Annotated in this window: 13 protein-coding genes; 12 read left to right on the top strand and 1 reads right to left on the bottom strand. The window is 49.5% G+C overall.

Translation table 11 applies throughout. The features are described 5' to 3' along the window. Window positions 1-245: 245 nt before the first annotated feature. Complete coding sequence (locus FO446_RS28400) at window positions 246-1,592, top strand: erythromycin esterase family protein (protein ID WP_237899686.1); 1,347 nt, start codon at window positions 246-248, stop codon at window positions 1,590-1,592. A 55-nt stretch (window positions 1,593-1,647) separates the two neighbouring features. On the opposite strand, the gene FO446_RS28395 is transcribed toward FO446_RS28400, so the two are convergent. Continuing rightward, window positions 1,648-2,238, bottom strand: a complete 591-nt coding sequence (locus FO446_RS28395; RefSeq protein ID WP_237899684.1) for a DJ-1/PfpI family protein — start codon at window positions 2,236-2,238, stop codon at window positions 1,648-1,650. A gap of 149 nt (window positions 2,239-2,387) precedes the next feature. Between FO446_RS28395 and FO446_RS28390 the strand changes: the two genes are divergently transcribed. The 11 genes from FO446_RS28390 to FO446_RS28340 all read left to right on the top strand — a co-directional run bounded on the left by FO446_RS28390 (window position 2,388) and on the right by FO446_RS28340 (window position 17,142). Further along, on the top strand, window positions 2,388-3,260 hold the full coding sequence (locus FO446_RS28390; protein ID WP_237899682.1) for a LysR family transcriptional regulator: 873 nt from the start codon (window positions 2,388-2,390) through the stop codon (window positions 3,258-3,260). A 194-nt stretch (window positions 3,261-3,454) separates the two neighbouring features. Continuing rightward, window positions 3,455-3,838, top strand: coding sequence for a BlaI/MecI/CopY family transcriptional regulator (locus tag FO446_RS28385; RefSeq protein WP_237899680.1), 384 nt, complete (start codon window positions 3,455-3,457; stop codon window positions 3,836-3,838). Between the two features lie 51 nt (window positions 3,839-3,889). After that, window positions 3,890-6,028, top strand: coding sequence for a M56 family metallopeptidase (locus FO446_RS28380; RefSeq protein ID WP_237899679.1), 2,139 nt, complete (start codon window positions 3,890-3,892; stop codon window positions 6,026-6,028). Window positions 6,029-6,253: 225 nt separating this feature from the next. Beyond that, entirely contained in the window at window positions 6,254-7,033 is a 780-nt protein-coding gene (locus FO446_RS28375; protein WP_232773696.1) for a DeoR/GlpR family DNA-binding transcription regulator, read from the top strand. 33 nt (window positions 7,034-7,066) lie between these two features. Then, window positions 7,067-7,930, top strand: a complete 864-nt coding sequence (gene fba / locus FO446_RS28370; RefSeq protein WP_232773695.1) for a class II fructose-1,6-bisphosphate aldolase — start codon at window positions 7,067-7,069, stop codon at window positions 7,928-7,930. Window positions 7,931-7,959: 29 nt separating this feature from the next. Further along, on the top strand, window positions 7,960-9,051 hold the full coding sequence (locus FO446_RS28365) for a bifunctional phosphoglucose/phosphomannose isomerase (RefSeq protein ID WP_173611710.1): 1,092 nt from the start codon (window positions 7,960-7,962) through the stop codon (window positions 9,049-9,051). A 1-nt stretch (window position 9,052) separates the two neighbouring features. After that, on the top strand, window positions 9,053-9,997 hold the full coding sequence (locus tag FO446_RS28360) for a 1-phosphofructokinase family hexose kinase (RefSeq protein ID WP_173611711.1): 945 nt from the start codon (window positions 9,053-9,055) through the stop codon (window positions 9,995-9,997). Between the two features lie 28 nt (window positions 9,998-10,025). Continuing rightward, complete coding sequence (locus tag FO446_RS28355) at window positions 10,026-11,024, top strand: ROK family protein (RefSeq protein WP_173611712.1); 999 nt, start codon at window positions 10,026-10,028, stop codon at window positions 11,022-11,024. Window positions 11,025-11,042: 18 nt separating this feature from the next. Beyond that, window positions 11,043-14,147 carry a beta-galactosidase subunit alpha gene (gene ebgA, locus FO446_RS28350; protein WP_221868690.1) on the top strand — a complete coding sequence of 1,035 codons (3,105 nt, stop codon included), beginning with the start codon at window positions 11,043-11,045 and terminating at the stop codon, window positions 14,145-14,147. A gap of 93 nt (window positions 14,148-14,240) precedes the next feature. Then, window positions 14,241-15,977: a cache domain-containing sensor histidine kinase gene (locus tag FO446_RS28345; protein WP_232773691.1), complete on the top strand. Its 1,737-nt coding sequence runs from the start codon at window positions 14,241-14,243 to the stop codon at window positions 15,975-15,977. Further along, complete coding sequence (locus FO446_RS28340; protein WP_237899677.1) at window positions 15,949-17,142, top strand: response regulator transcription factor; 1,194 nt, start codon at window positions 15,949-15,951, stop codon at window positions 17,140-17,142. Before FO446_RS28345 ends, FO446_RS28340 begins: the two co-directional genes overlap by 29 nt. Window positions 17,143-17,157 lie beyond the last annotated feature (15 nt).

Raw genomic sequence — 17,157 nt, 5'->3', positions numbered from 1 at the left:
TTTGCCAGTAGGGTGTGATGGATGGCTTATTCTTATCCCCGATTGCAGCATATGACATAGGAAATGCTATTTCAAAAGTACCGATCTTCAAGATCCGGTGCTTTTTTTGATGACAAATTGTCATATGGGGTAGGGAGAAACCGTTGGTAACGGGGCGTCTGAACCTTATGACAAAACGTTACTTGTTGTACAGGCAGTGCCCGGGCCATACTTTGAGCATACAAAGTTGTTTGGAGGAAAGAGAAATGAACTTGACGGCCTTTTACAGAAGTAGCATCGTCGCGGTATCGATTTTTGGTTTACTCATAACAGGATGCACGAATACAGCTCCATTAACCGAGACGGACAGCGAACAACAACAAGGGAAGAAGGCAGAAAATCTAAGTCCAAAAGAATGGTTAGAGCTGAACTCTTTTCAATTGAATAGCGCTGAGCCTGGGACTGATTTTAAAGATATTGAACCGCTGCGCCAAATGATCGGTTCTGCTTCAATCGTAGGTTTAGGTGAGGCAAATCATGGAAGTCGTGAAATTTATACGATGAAACACCGGTTTGTTGAATTTCTCGTCATGGAAATGGGCTTTACCACCCTTGTATTAGAAGAAAACTGGGGCAACGCATTGAAACTTGATCATTACGTTCTCACAGGAGAAGGGAATCCGAGTAAATTCCTAATGCCTATATTTCAAACAAAAGAAATCGTAGACATGCTGGAATGGATGCGTGAGTACAATGCCGATCCCGAGAACGAAACGAAACTGCGGGTGGTCGGAATGGATGTACAAAATGTCAGCGAAAATGTATACGATGAGATCAGACAGTATATAAAAAAATATAAGCCTGACCTGCTGCCCCGTGTGAATAATAAAATGAAGGAACTTGCCGAAGTTACGAAGGACCTGGAAACCTATTCAGCTTTGCCACAGGCCATTCAGAAAAAACATCAGGAGCAAGCGAAAGAAATCACGGAAATATTGGAACAAAACAAAAGCAGTCTGAACGGCCAATCCAAGGAGTTCGCAAGGATTAAGCAACACGCCAAGGTCATTGAGCAATTTACTGGCATGTATTTCAACTTCTCGGAGAATCCATCTGATTTATTTTTGAAGCATGATATCGCGATGTTTGAGAATGCGAAGTGGGCTCATGAACAGCTAGGAAAAACAATCGTATGGGGTCACAATGGGCACATCGCAAAGAACAATATGTTGCAAGAGGTATACCCGAAGCTCGCCGGTCAGTATTTACTGGAGCATTATGGAAAGGAATATGTAACGATTGGAACTTCATTCGGGAAAGGCGATTATAACGCGTTTAACCTTGAAAATAAAATTGTTCCAGCTACCATTCAATTGAATGATCCAAAAACATTCAATCATACTCTGGATCAAGTCTCAAAGGATCAATACTTTGTTGATTTACGGAATGCTACAGGTCTCACCCAAAAATGGTTAGAGGAAGAACGGCCGTTTTTGATCGGATTCGGTTCTGCTGATCCAAGCAAACCAAACACGATAACAACTTCGCTTGGGCAAGCATTTGATATTCTCATTCATTTAGACACAGTGAGCGCTGGCGAGCTTGTTCGTTAAATAGCAGAAAGAAACCGGCATTTACCCAAGAGCATTGGGCAAAATGCCGGTTTTATTATACAAGAAACCCCATCAAGCGCTTCACATGGTCGGTGTTTTCGCGGGATGTCAGCGACTCTAGCAAGGTGAATGCCACATCAAAAGCGGTCGATGGATTGTAAGAGGTGATGATATTGTTGTCGATGACGATGGATTGGTCAGGGATGACATTGGCACCCATCGCAGCTAGTTGCTTTTGCCGCAACTGGTTGTTCAGGTTGTAGGTCGTTGCGTTTCGTCCTTGCAAAATCCCGCTTTTCCCGAGGGGCAGAGCACCCACGCAGATGGAGGCAATCACTTTGCCTTGCTTTTCAAATTCACGTATGAAAGCAAGAACGTCCTCGCGATAAGCATCTTCATAAAAGCCTGCATGCTCAAAACCGCCAGGCAGTGCCAGCGCATCGAAGTCATTTACATCCGCATCGTCGATCACCATCTCGGGGATCACAGTAAAATTCCACGTGCATTTCAGCTCCTTGCGCGTGCCCACCGTCACCAGCTCCGTTGTTCCGTCGCCCTCTTCCTTGTTCCAGCCGATTACGTCTGTAAATACGCTAGCCTCTACTGCCTCAAAGCCATTCGGTAATAACAAGCACACTTTTTTCATAGAAAATCAGCTCCTCTGTTCGAATCGTTCAAGCCGTACCGGTACTTATCAAGAATCATATGCTATCATTAGTTATTAGTAAAAATGAAAGTTCTGAAGATGATCTTCAGGATTTCTAATAATAAACATGCGAGCAGGGGGGAGCCGGGATGGAGATTCGCCAGTTTCAAACCTTTAAGGCAGTCGTCGATTTCAACAGCTTTACGAAGGCCGCACAGGCACTGCAATATTCACAGGCGACGATTACATCCCATATTCAGCAGCTGGAAGAAGGAATGGGTGTCCCGCTGTTTGATCGACTGGGGAAGAAAATTCAGTTAACTGCTTATGGCCGTGAGCTGTATACGTACGTCGAGGAGCTGCTGGTTTCGTATGCGAAGATCAAGGATATATCGGCAAATGAGCAATCACTGCAAGGCGAGTTACGCATCGGGGCCTCGGAGACGATCACGATCTATCGGCTGGGTGACATTTTGTCCAGGTACAGAGCGTGCTATTCGGGCGTGAATATTTCATTTGTAATGGACGACTGCATTCGCCTGCGGGAAAAGCTGCATGATGGTCTATTGGATATCGTGATCACGCTGGAGCCAAAGCTCGATGATCCGAATCTGGTCGTGGAGCCGTTCTCTACCGAGCGACTGGTTTTTATCGGTGGGCGGGATCATTCGTTTGAAAAAATAGAGGATGCTGGCGAGGAATGTATGATTTTCAGTGGAGAGCATTGTGCTCTGCGGCGGTTTTTCCTACGCTTCTTGGAAAAAAGGGAGATCAAGCCGAAGCATCACCTGGAGTTCTCCAGTATGGAAGCGATCAAGCAGAGCGTGGCAAACGGGCTAGGCGTGAGCTTGATGCCGTATATTAGTGTCGAAGCCTTGTTGAATGAGCAAAAAGTGAAAATGATAGCGTGCGAGGAAGAGCTGTTGTTCTATGCGCAAATTGCCTACCATAAAAACAAATGGCTTTCACGGGCGCATAAGAAGTTTATTGATTTCATGCTGGAAAGTCGGGATATAGAGTAGAGAGGCAAGCAACCAGCCTGTTTGGGTATGAAAACCTAAGCAGGCTGGCTTTATTCCGCAGCAATGCTTTATAGAGGTTTCAGTTGGAAGATGCTGCATTGCTTGACAAAATAAAATTACATTTGTAAAATTTACATCGTTATTTGCATTTACATTTGTAAATCAAAATTGCCTAGTGATAGGAGGTGAAGACAATGTCCAATATTCCGAGAATATCTGATTCTGAGTGGGAAATTATGAAGGTGATTTGGAAGCAAAATCCGATTACCGCTGAGCAAATCGCTGTTCAACTGCCGAATGATATCGATTGGAGCGATCAGACGGTCCGTACTTTTCTGAACAGACTGCTGAAAAAAAAGGCGATCAGGTTTGAGCGGTCGGGAAGAAGCTACCTGTACTACCCGCTAGTTTCCGAAAAAGATTGTGTCAAAGCGGAAAGCAGATCCTTTTTAAACCGAGTGTTTGGCGGAGCCGCAAAGCTGATGGTAACCAACTTTTTGGAAGAGGTGGATTGGTCCAAGAAGGAGATTGAGCAACTACAAAAGATACTGGAAGAAAAAAAGGAAGAAAAACGATAGCAGCTACATAGATTGCAACCTCCTAGAGTCCATCGTTAGAGGTAAACAAACATGGAGATCCTATGCAACATTTTTTTATGGTTTTTCTATTCTACACTAGCGGCGAGTACCGTTGCCCTGCTAGTGATAGCCATTCAAAAATTGTTTCATCATCATTTGAGTGCGCGCCTTCAGCATGCACTGTGGCTCATTGTGTTGGTCAGACTGCTATTGCCGGATTTCCCCAATAGCGATGCAAGTATATTTAATGTTGCCTTACACATAAAAAATGCCGTTTCGATCATTCATTTGGATGCATACCACTCATCAAATGAAATCTCTCGAAACAGCGAAGAGAAAAAAATACAACAAAATGATCTTAACATGGCAACGGAAATAAATCATGCCATACCTGAAACGTTATCAGTGCAGGAAGTAGAGCAACCACTCCTCTCCTTTTCCGATATATATCCGTTAGTCTTGCCAATCATATCAACAATATGGTTTGGTGGGACAGTTACGTTAATCACCTATTTGTGCTCCTATCTTTTGAGGATGAGAAAACGAGCGAAAAGGCTCACCCTTGTAACAGACCCGCGGATCTTGTCAGTCTTGGAAGAATGTCAAAGGAAATTCGACATCAAAAAGCCAGTCCCGTTGTATACAGGTAACTATGCAAAAAGCCCATGTATTTCTGGATTGATTCATCCGTGGATATTTGTTCCTGAATTAGTCGTAAAAGAGCTGACCTCCACTCAGCTGCTGCATATTTTTTCGCACGAGCTGGCCCATTTGAAAAGAAAAGATACGTGGTGGAATGTGCTCAGTTGCTTTGTCCTGGCGATTCACTGGATGAACCCGATTGTTTGGATATGTATAAAGAGAATGAAAGCCGACAGGGAGATCGCATGCGACGCCTACGTGCTGGATGTTCTCGGAGAAAATGAAGCTACTCCTTATGGATTGACGATGATTGATTTTTTGAAGCTGTTTTCGTCCAAATCCGCACACCCCCAACTGCTGTATTTCGGGGGAACAAACAACCAAAATGAAATGGTAAGGAGAATCACCATGATAAAAACATTTAAAAAGGGTTCGTATAAGTTTTCTGCGCTCGCGATAGTCTGCATGATCGGTCTGGGTTCAGCGACGTTAACCAACGCTGCCACATCAGCTCCGGCAAGCAGTTCTGACAGTGTTGCACAAACGGGAGGAGACCAAATTCTCTTTGATTCCTCTCACCGAATCTATAACAATTTGGAGAAAGCGGTTAAGGTATCTCCTACTGCGTTTAAAGTGCCCGATTTGCCAGAGTTAAAGCTTAAAGCAGTTCGTCTGGATTTAACGGGGAAAAAGTTTTCCGGGGTGGCAATGGACTTTAGAAGGGATGCAAGGACTTATTTTGATGTCGTGGTGATCCCAAGTGGTGTTGAGCATAACGACATCATATGGACGCAGAGACAATCCTCAGAAATCAAGAAGGAAACCCTGAACCTGAATGGATTGAAAATCCTAAAACTGACGGATAATGAAGATTCGTTCTCGCGTTCTGTATATTTCTGGGAGGAACAAGGCCTTCAGTATAAGCTTGATGGTCCTGCATCTAATCCCCAGCAAGAAATGCTAAACGTGATTTCTTCCATGAAATTGCCGGATAAAAACATGTTAAAGCGATACAAAACGGATGACCTGTTCAAAACACCTGTCTATGACACAGAGGATTTGCGCTACGCTCAGGAATCACTCGGATTTGCTCCTAAGATGCCATTGCAACTGCTTGGGACATTTAAAGCGATAGGTGCCGATGTATACTACAGAGATACGGACCATACATCAAAGGGATTTATCGTACGTTATGAAAGAACCAATAAGCAAGCAAAATTTAAAGAAAGCTTCTATGTTGATCAAGATAAGGACACCAGCATGTTTCAAGAGATCAAAAAGAACGGCAGTGCTACTTTCGAGAGGATAGATGGTCAAAAATTCAACGTGAAAGCAACTCGTCTGCAACTAGAGGGGAAGGAAGTATTTAAAACAGAAAAATATAAAATAGACGAAGCATTGAGTTCCCCAGACGAGCACGACAATATCAGTTATTTTTGGGTAGAGAATGATTTGTGCTACCAGGTAATGTTTATTGAAGACATTCCACAGCAACAAGATATTGTCGCTGAGTTAATAAAAGCACAATCGGTGGATGAAAAAAATTAGAAAGTAAGAAAAAGGGAATTGTACGGATTTTTCGTGCAATTCCCTTTTGATGTAAAATCGGCAAAACGTTTTCATTGCATGACTGTTTGGGAAAATTTCTGAAAATTACATAACTGAATTGACATTCGTTTTTCTACAATGCTAAGATCGAAGTGAAATTAAACGAAAGATAAAAAGAAACAAAACGAAACCATACAATTTATGATCGTAAGGAAGTGAAGCAATATGCTGGCAGCCGAACGGCATAGCAAGATCCTCGAACAATTGAAGGCAGAACAGAGCGTAACCGTCAGCCAATTAAGTCTGGCGCTGGATGTGTCTGAAGTAACGATCCGAAAAGATTTGATCAAACTCGAAAATGATGGTCTGCTGACGCGCATTCACGGGGGCGCGACGATTACGAATTTCTTGCCATTGGAGCGCAGTTTCACAGAGAAGCTGGAAGAGAGAAGCGAAGAGAAGCAAGCGATTGCTCATCAAGCGCTGTCGCACATACAGCCGGGGGACACGGTTATTCTCGGGGCAGGGACCACGATGATGGAGCTCGCCAAGCTGCTGCGCGGCTTGAATGATCTGACGGTCGTGACGAATGCGGTCAATATCGCGATGGAGCTGAACAGTCAAGGCAAGCATCACGTCATCTTGATCGGGGGAGAGATGCGCCACAAGTCATTTGCGCTCGTTGGTTCTGTCGCATCGGACAATTTGCGAGGACTTTCTGTTTTCAAATGCTTTATCGGGGCAGATGGGGTTCATCCGGAAAATGGACTGACGACGCTCAATCTGGCCGAAGCGCAAATTAACCAAGTCATGATGGAACGCGCCAGAAAAGTCTATGTGCTCGCTGACCATAGCAAGTTCGGAGAGACGCATTTGGCGAAGTTCGCTGGGGTGTCCGATGTCGATCGGATTATTACGGATGCGGCGGCACAGCATCTTGTCAGTAAGTATGCGGAGCTGGGCATCAACCTGGAGCTGGCGAGCTTGCAGGGCGTAACTAGGTAAACTACCAGATCAGAGAGAAACGGAGGGATCGATATGGCGTTGGTATCATCGACACAGATGCTGCGCACAGCAAGGGAGCAAGGATATTGTGTAGGCGCCTTCAACGTACACACGATGGAAATGCTCCAAGCAGTAGTGGAGGCGGCTTGCGAAGCAAACGCACCGCTCATTTTACAGACCACAGTCGGAACGGTCCGGCATCTTGGATCGGAGTATGTAGCAGCAATCGCCCGGGTAGCCTCAGAAGAGGCCCGGGTGCCGATTGCCCTGCATTTGGATCACTGTCATGAACAGGAACTGATCATGCGATGTATCGAAGCGGGTTATACATCAGTCATGATCGACGCGTCGATGCATCCTTTTGCAGAAAATGCGGAGATGACGCGGCGTGTAGTGGAGCTGGCTCGGGAGCGCGGTGTCAATGTGGAGGCAGAGCTCGGCAAGGTTGGGGGCGTGGAGGACGATCTTGTCGTCGATGATGCAGATGCTGCACTGGCTGACCCGATTGAGTGCGAGAGGTTTATCGAGTTGACTGGCGTGGATACGTTGGCACCGGCGATTGGTACGGCTCACGGGATTTACAAGGGGGAGCCGCGCATTGATTTTGCTCGCATCGAGGAGATTGCCCGTCGTGTTTCTGTGCCACTTGTGTTGCACGGCGGCTCGGGAATTCCCGAGGAGCAGGTGAAGCGGGCGGTTCAGCTCGGCATGGCAAAGATGAACGTAGCGACAGAGCTGCGTATCGCGTTTTCGCAAGCGATCAAGGGCGTTTTTGACAACAACCCGCAGGAAAACGACCCGCGCACCTATATGAAGCAGGCCAAGCAGGCGGTTAAAGAAGTCGCACTCGCCAAAATGGAGATGTGCGGTTGTATCGGAAAAGCGAATGTACGTTAATCCAAAAAGACAGGAAGGGACGATTTTACATGCGTATAAACCTCGATGATGCGAAAGCGTTGCGCGAACTGGACACGATTTCTGCCCTGCAAGATACGGAAAGCTACGATGAACAGTTTAAAACAGGCTTAAAATTATCTGATAGTTTAGATGTGTCTAATATTTCTGTTAAAATTGAAAATATTGTGGTGCTTGGCACTGGGGGCGGTTCGGCTGCGAGCGTCAATTTGATCAAGTCGTATTTGTTTGACGAGCTGCAAGTGCCGCTTCAGTTAAATCAAGGGTATACGATCCCGGCTTTTGTGGATGCGAAGACGCTCGTCATCGTCGTTAGCCATTCCGGCAATACAGAAGAAGTCGTCAGCGGCTACGAAGCAGCTATCGCCAAAGGAGCACAAATCGCTGTCATTACGGCGGGCGGAAAAGTATTGGAGATGGCCCGTGAACACAATCATGCGTGCTTGCTCGTGCCAGGCGGAATGATGCCGCGGATCGTACTCGGCTATATTTTCTTGCCGATTCTCGCCATCCTGACGAAGCTCGGGCTGATTTCCGACAAGCGTGCGGAGGTCGAGGAGACGATTGCCCTGTTCGAGGAGTGGAAGCACATCTACGGAACGGATTCTCCGATCGCGAAAAATGAAGCCAAACAAATCGCTATCGAGATGGATGGGCTGATACCTGTCGTGTATGGAACGCTTCCGTTTTTCGATGCCCCTGCGTGGCGTTGGAAAAACCAGCTAGGGGAAAACAGCAAACTGATGGCATTTTGGAACGCCATACCGAGCCTGCACCACGACGAGGCTGTGGGTTGGGATTCGCCGTCTGCTCTGCTGAAGGGTGTTCATTTTACACTCATTCGCGATCTGGAGGACAGCGAGAAGACGATCCAACGTGTAGAGATCAGCGCTGACATTTTGCGTGAGCGCGCTGGTGGGGTAAGCGTGGTTCATTCCCACGGCGTGTCCCGAATGGCTCGTTTGTTTTCTATCGTGTACTTGGCTGACTTCGTGTCGCTGTACGCTGCCCTGATTCGCGGCGTCGATCCAACCCCGGTAGAAGTGATCAATTTGTTCAAACAAAAAATGGGGCAGCCGCTCGTTACTGTGCAGGTGAGATAGCATGCTGGTAACGGTAACGCTGAACGCGGCCATCGATAAGACGTATCGCCTCTCGCATTTTCGTTCTGGAGAGCTACACCGCACGGGGGATGTACTGAGCTTGCCCGGCGGAAAAGGGATAAATGTAGCGCGTGTAGCGAAAGCATTGGGGCAGGATGTAGTCGCAAGCGGTTTTGTCGCCGGTCATAACGGGAGGTTCATCGCGGAAGGCTGCGAACGTGAGGGGATCACGTCCTCGTTTATCGAAACGCGCGGAGAATCCCGACTGTGTCTCGCTTTTCTCGACGAACAGGAAAAAACGGTGACAGAAGTGCTAGAGCAGGGTCCCTTGCCCAGTGAAGAAGAGATCAGTCGCTTGCAAATGCGTTTGATCGAGCTGGCGGATCAGGCACAGTACATGGTTTTTTCCGGAAGCTTGCCAGGTGGCGTTCCAGCCGAAACATACGCTGCACTCATTCGAGGTGTCGCCAGGAAAGGAACCGCATGCGTGCTGGATACGAGCGGTCAGGCACTGTTAGAAGGAATAAAGGCAACGCCCACGCTCATCAAGCCCAATCGACCGGAAGCGGAAGCGATTCTTGGATTTTCGCTGGATAGCGACGAGGCACGTTGCAGAGCGATACGCGAGCTGCGTGAGCGCGGTGCGCAGCGAGTCCTTCTCTCGTTAGGGGAGGAGGGCGCGTGGTTTGGTGATGGCCAGGAGACGTGGCGTATTTCCGCGATCCCGTTAGCAGATGCCGAAGTGAAAAATACAGTGGGCTGCGGTGATTCCATGCTTGCGGGTGTCCTTGTCGGAAAGCTGCGGGGCTTGGCTTGGCCAGATGCGATTTGGTTGGGGATGGCATGCGGCGCGGCGAATACACGGTCGTTTGGAGCAGGCATGATCGAGCTCGATGATGTGCAGCAGTTGAGGAGTCAGCCGATGCATGTGGAGCGAGTCGAGTAGAATAGCTGGTTCAGAAGGGAGGAGTAGCATGCGTCATGTAATTGGCCTCGATGTCGGTGGTACGACAATGAAAGGGGCGGTCATAGACGAGAATGGGCAAATTCTCCTCCGGGCTGCCAAGGAGACAAAAGTCCATAACAACTTGCCCATCTTGATTGAGCGAATGGCTGCCTTGATTAAAGAGCTGCGGGTTCAATCACCCGTTCCAATAGAGGCAGTAGGGATCGGATTTCCTGGTCCTTTTGATGCGGAAAATGGGATATCGGTTCACTCGCCCAACTTTCAATTGCATCAGGCAGACTTGCGGACACCACTCGCGAAGCTGGTGGAGCTGCCGCTTTTTTTTGAAAACGATTTACGGACGGCTGCGCTCGGAGAAGCCATATTCGGTGCGGGCAGGAAGGTAAGCCACCTCATTTTTGTGCCGCTTGGTACAGGGGTGGGGGCAGGGATTGTAAACGAAGGCAAGCTCGTTCGGGGCAGTCACGGATTCGCGGGAGAGATTGGTCATGTGCGTTATCCAGGGCTTACCGCTCCATGCAATTGCGGCAAGCTCGGTTGTGTGGAGACGGTCGCATCTGCCACAGGTATTGCCAGATTGGCTCGTGAGCGCTTGGACCAGGAGCTCGATGCAAATCCGCAGCAAGCAAAAGCCTCTCCTCTGTTTACTCTATGCGATGGACAGATCGAGCGGATTACGGCTGAGCAGGTGGCTACGGCAGTGGAACAAGGTGATGCGGTGGCGACCTGCGCATGGAACGAAGCGTGTGAAGTAACTGGCTGGGCCTTGTCTGTGTTGGTGAACGTGTGCAACCCGCAACTCGTAGTGATCGGCGGTGGCGTCTGCCGGGCTGGAGAGCTATTGCTGGCCCCCGTACAAGCAAGTGTACAACGGTACGCCATGGAAGTCGTTCATCAACAGACAAAAATCGTTTTGGCCGAGCTCGGTGCGGATGCAGGCATGCTCGGTGCTGGCGCCTTGGCCCTGCAAGGCATGAACAGGGAACAAGGAACCGTGAAAATGTAAAAAGAGGAGTGTACATCGATGCAGCAACGGTATGACTGGGCAAATCATCAGCTGCTAGAGCGAAATCGCTTGGCGGCGCGGGCTTACTTTTTGTCTTACCCGGAAGAGTCGGGAGCACTGACGTATGAAAGAGGAGCGACACCGTGGTTTCAGTTGTTGAATGGGCATTGGCAGTTTGCATACGCAGAATCACCACTGCGTGTGCCGGAAAACTTTTTTGCTACCGATTATGATGCGACCGAGTGGGCCCGGATTCAGGTACCGGGGCATTGGCAGCTCCAAGGGTACGGAAAACCGCATTACACGGACTTGTACTATCCGTTTCCAGTCGATCCGCCGCATGTCCCGTCAGATAACCCGACAGGCTGCTATTTGCGAGAGTTTACGGTAGCGTCTGCGTGGCAAAATCAGCAGGTGATCCTGCGGTTTGAAGGGGTCGACAGCGCTTTTCATGTGTGGCTGAACGGGAAGGAAGTCGGCTATAGCCAAGGAAGCCGCTTGCCATCTGAGTTTGATGTGACGGAGCTGTTGCAGGAAGGCAGGAACCGCTTGGCTGTTCAAGTGTACCAATGGTCGGACGGCACGTATGTTGAGGATCAGGATATGTGGTACTTGAGCGGGATTTTTCGGGATGTTTCCCTGATTGCCAGACCGAAGTTGCATGTACGTGATCTGGCAGTCGTGGCTGATCTGGATGATGAATTTCGCCATGGTGTGCTTCGCGTACGTGTCCATGTAGAAAACAGTTCCGCTGCTGCCTATGACGGGGTGAGCGTGACCGCAAAGCTGCTGGATCAATCCTACACGCCTATCGCTTCGCTAACCGACACCGAAGCAGGCGAACTGGCAGCCGGACAGGAAAAGGTCGTGACCTTGGAGCTTCCGGTGCAGGAGCCGAAAAAATGGTCGGCGGAGGAGCCGAACCTGTATCACCTGCTGCTTGCGATTGAGCAGGAGTCGGGCGAAAAGACAGAAGTCATCCCGATCCGCGTGGGCTTCCGACGGATCGAAGTAAAAGGAAACAACTTCTTCGTAAACGGTGTAGCGATTCGTCTAAACGGTGTGAACCGCCATGATCATCATCCCGATCTTGGGCGAGCAGTCCCGTATGAAACGATGCGCGAAGATGTGCTCATGATGAAGCGTCACAACATCAACGCTGTTCGTACCGCGCATTATCCGAACGATCCGCGTTTTTACGATTTGTGCGACCAGTACGGATTGTATGTCATGGACGAAACCGATTTGGAGACACATGGCTTCCAGTTGACGGGCAACATTAGTCAACTGAGCGATGATCCAGAGTGGGAGCAGACGTACGTGGAGCGTATGGAGCGCATGGTGGAGCGCGACAAAAACCATCCGTCGATCATCATGTGGTCGCTTGGCAATGAATCCGGCTTCGGCTGCAACTTCCGGGCAATGGCAGCTTGGTGCCGACAAGCGGACCCGACTCGTCTCATCCACTACGAGGAGGATCGCGAAGCAGAAGTGTGCGACGTATTTTCCACCATGTACTCCTCGGTTGAAAAAATGATCCAGCATGGTGAAAATGAACATCTGCAAAAGCCGCATATCATGTGCGAATATGCTCATGCCATGGGGAATGGACCCGGTGGCTTGCGCGACTACGCCAATGTGTTTGACAAATATCAACGCTTGCAGGGCGGTTTTGTGTGGGAATGGATTGATCACGGCTTGCGCCAATATACGCCGGATGGGCGAGAGTATTATGCCTACGGGGGAGACTTCGGGGACTACCCGACGAATGGCAACTTCGTCATCGATGGACTGATTCGTCCAGATCGCACGCCATCTCCAGGGCTGCTCGAATACAAAAAAGTGATTGAGCCGATCGTCGTAGAAGCGACTGATTTGGAAAGCGGTCTCGTCACCATTACGAATCGTTATGATTTCCGTACGCTTGCGCACGTGAGAATGGTCTGGAGTGTGACAGCAGACGGACAAGTGGTGCAGAGCGGCACGCTGTCGCTGCCACATACAGAAGCGGGAAGTCACACGATTGTAGCAGTTCCGTATACCTTGCCTGTGCAGGTGCAGGATCGAACCGACTACTGGCTGACGCTCTCCTTTGTGCTGGATCAAGATGAGAGCTGGGTACAGGCTGGACATGAGCTGGCTTGGGCACAATTTGCCTTGCCAATGACTGCTGCGCAACAGGTTACGGTCGCTCCGTACCAATCTGTGTTAGGCAGAGTGGATAGAAAAGAAACGAAAACGGACGTGATTCTAACTGGAGCAGATTTTCAATTCGTTTTTGACAAAGTGAGCGGTGTGCCGACGAGCTGGGTGTTTGCAGGCAAGGAGCTGTTGGTGGCAGGACCTCGTCTCACGTTTTGGCGTGCTCCGATTGACAATGACATGTACGTAGTGGAAGAGTGGCGCAAGGTGTACCTCGATCGTTTGCAAAACCGGGTGGAGCATGTAAGCATCCAGCAGGATCGAGAAGATCGTGTGGTCATTACCTGCGATGTGCGGATTGCTCCGCCTGTATACGACTGGGGATTTGCGTGCCGCTATACCTACACCGTGTTCGGAAATGGCGAAGTGCAAGTAAATGTTCAAGGCACACCCAAAGGCACCCCGCCAGCGATGCTGCCGCGAATCGGCTTGAAGCTATTGGTCGCCAAAGATATGGAGCGCGTCTCGTGGTATGGTCGTGGTCCGGGAGAGGCGTATATCGACAGCAAGGAAGCCAATCGTATCGGGGTGTATAACGCGAGAGTGGATGAGTTGTACACGCCATATGTATTTCCACAGGAAAATGGCAATCGCACGGACGTCAAATGGATGTCGATCACGGATCAGCGAGGCATTGGACTTTTCGCGATGGGTCAACCGACACTGGAATTTAGCGCACTTCGCTATGATACGGACGATCTGGAGCAAGCAAAGCACACGACAGATCTCGTAAAACGGGAGTATGTCACACTGCATCTCGATTATCGACAAAACGGGCTGGGTAGCAATAGCTGCGGACCCAAGCAATCCGAGCAGCATGCCCTGCGTCCAGAGGAGTTCCAGTTCCAGATGAGGTTGACGCCTTTTTCGAAGGATACGATTTCTCCGGTTCAGCTGTATAAGCGGAATTTGTGTGACTAACGATGTTATTCTCGAAGGCATCGCCGAAACGTTGTACAATCTAGTTAAAGATTGAATAGTGCAACTAATCGGAATACGGTGGTGGTTTGTCACATGAAGTCATGGTCGCTCTTCCCGCGCAGAAGCATTCATGCCAAGTTGCTCGCTTTTATGCTGATTGCAGCTATTATTCCGCTGATTACTCTGGGGAGTATGGCGTATTGGAAATCGTCGATGGTCGTTCGCGAGCAATTTAGCAAGTCAGGCGAGTATATTGCGACACAGCTGCAAATTCAGATCGATAACTACCTGAGTCAAATGAGATACATGGCCTATGACATCAATACGTACGTGTCAGACCCGACATTGGTCGTCATGCGGGAGGAACAGCCGAAGACCTACACGGGCTTCCTGGAACAAAAAAACTTCGAGCGATACCTGGGGGCGCACCGCAACCTTGATACAAAAGGCATTTTTATCGTGACGCCCTCGGGCTATTTTTTCGGGGAAAATGTCATCAATGGACAGGATCTGATGCGGGAATCGTGGTGGAAGGCACTGCCCGCCAAGCTGGATGAGGAGCGATGGATCGGCTTTTACACACCACGGCATTATGTCGGGTTTCAGGATGAGGCGGAGCTGCGCAATCAGGAGAAGGTGCTTGGTCTGGTCGTTCCCGTTCTCAGCGGTTATGGCGTGTTGAAGGACAGCCGGATTTTGATCGAGATGAAAGCGGGCAAGCTGTTTCAATTGTTTTCTCAGCTGGAAAAGGACATGAGTGCGCATGTGACGATTACAGCCAAAAGTGGCGAGCTGATTTACCAGACTGCGGGTACGTTCGTCCAGCAAGAGAGCGATATCGTCTGGAACAAACCGCTGGAGTCCAACAACTGGATGATTCAAGTGCGTTTGCCTTACGAGCAAATGAACCGCTCTGCGGAGGTGATTCAATCCTTCTTTATCGCTGCGCTGATACTTTCGGCAGTGCTGGCACTCCTTTTGGCGTTTTTATTTTCCAGAAGAATTACAGGAAAAATCAAACGGCTTCAAGAAACGATGCGGCTGGTAGGAACAGGCGAGCTGCAGACGCGAGCAGAAGTAGACACGGAAGACGAGCTGGGGCGGTTAGGGGTGAGCTTCAACCAAATGGTGAGGCGGATTCAGACGCTAATCGCCGAGGTGAGTCGCACCGAGCAGTTGAAAAAGGAAGCAGAGCTGCGAGCTGTTCACTACCAAATCAATCCGCATCTGTTGTTCAATACACTCAATTCCATCCAGTGGAAAGCAAGATTATCTGGTGCCAATGAAATCGGCAATATGCTCTATCATCTCATCAAGGTGCTGGAGGGCAATCTCGACATCACGCAGGAGCTCGTCCCATTGGAAAAGGAACTGCAAACCGTCGAGCATTTTCTGCAAATCCAAGAGCTGCGGTACGGGCCTGTTTTTCAATTTGAACAGACTGGAGTAGAGGCTTGCCGTCGCTATTTGATCCCGCGAATGACTCTTCAGCCGCTTTTGGAAAATATCTTTTTCCACGCATTCGAAGACGGGCAGGGAACGATTCGGATCAGTGTCAGTGAAAAAGAAGGGCTTGTGACGCTGCTGTTGCAAGATGACGGCGCAGGAATTGTACCGGAGCGATTGGCCAAACTTCTCGATCCTGATCTGGAGCGTTCTAGCAAACGGGGACTCGGCGTGTACAACGTCGATCAGAAGTTCAAGCTTCATTTCCGTATGGAGCACGGCATGAAGATTTCATCTGTCAGAGGAGAAGGAACCACAATTCAAATCACATGGCCGAAAAGGGAGGAACTTCCTGATGAGCATCAAGGTAATGATTGTGGATGACGAAGTGCTGGTGCGAAGAGGACTGAAGGCAATGGTGCCATGGAGTCGCTATGGGATGGAAGTGGTGGCGGATGCACCGAATGGTCGGAAAGGCTGGGAGGCTTTCTTGCAAGTACAGCCCGAGTTGGTGATTACGGACATCGTTATGCCGGAAATGGATGGGTTGGAGCTGTGCAGGCGGGTGAAGGAGCACGCACCACAAACAAAGGTGCTTCTGCTCAGTTGTCACCGCGATTTTTCTTTTGCCCAGCAGGGAATCTCTCTCGGGGTGTCGGGATATTTGTTGAAGACCGAATTCCAGGATGAGGAATGGGGTACGTTGTTGGAAAAGCTGCGGAATGAGCTGGCAGGCGAGAGTGCGCGACCCGAGCAGATTCGTGAACGCCCTGATGAATGGAAGCGGGAATTCGGTGCGTGGTTGACTGGCTTGAGCCGGGATTTCGAGCAAAGCTTGGCCTCCCTCCTGCAATCACACTGGTCGTGGATGAACGATTCCATGCGTGTATGGCTCTTGGAAGGGATGGGCAGTGCGAACCGGGAGGAGCAGGAGCGCGCATGGGTAGCAAGTGAGCTGGAAGGCGAATGGGAATGGATTGCATGTGGCGATATCCGGTTTTTGCTGACCCCCGCAGGTACTGGCAGGCAGGTAGAATCCTTGCTCGTGGAGTGGAAGCTGGCAGGAAAAGTGACGAGCTGGGAGACAACAAGCCCGTTTGCTGGACTCGAACCGTGGATGCAGACAGTACGGATGCTCTACCAGCGCAAGGAGCGGGCGCGCAAGTACGGCGTCATTCAAGACCCGTGGCAGGAACCGATCAAGCGGGCTGTTCATTACGCACTCGATCGTCTCGATACCCCATTGACGGTCAGTGAGGTAGCTTCACAGGTGGGACTGAGCCGCAGTCATTTTAGTGTGATGTTTAAAAAGGGAGTGGGCGAGAGCTTTGGGGAGTTCCTCGACAAACGCCGGGTAAAAATGGCCCGAGCGATGCTGGATGAAACAGCTCTGTCCATTCAGGAGGTAGCAGAGCGAGTCGGTCTTCCTGACGCGAAATACTTCAGCAAGTGGTTCAAAAAATATACAGGGATGACCCCGAGCCACTACCGTTTCAAACAAAAGGAGGAGTCCAGTCGAACAATCGTCCACTCCACCGCGCAAACCTGAACGAAGCGAAAAAAA

The sequence above is a fragment of the Brevibacillus brevis genome (genome assembly GCF_022026395.1).
Classification (GTDB): domain Bacteria; phylum Bacillota; class Bacilli; order Brevibacillales; family Brevibacillaceae; genus Brevibacillus.
The sequence above is the reverse complement of the archived record's forward strand: the minus strand, read 5'-3'. Positions and strand labels throughout refer to the sequence as shown.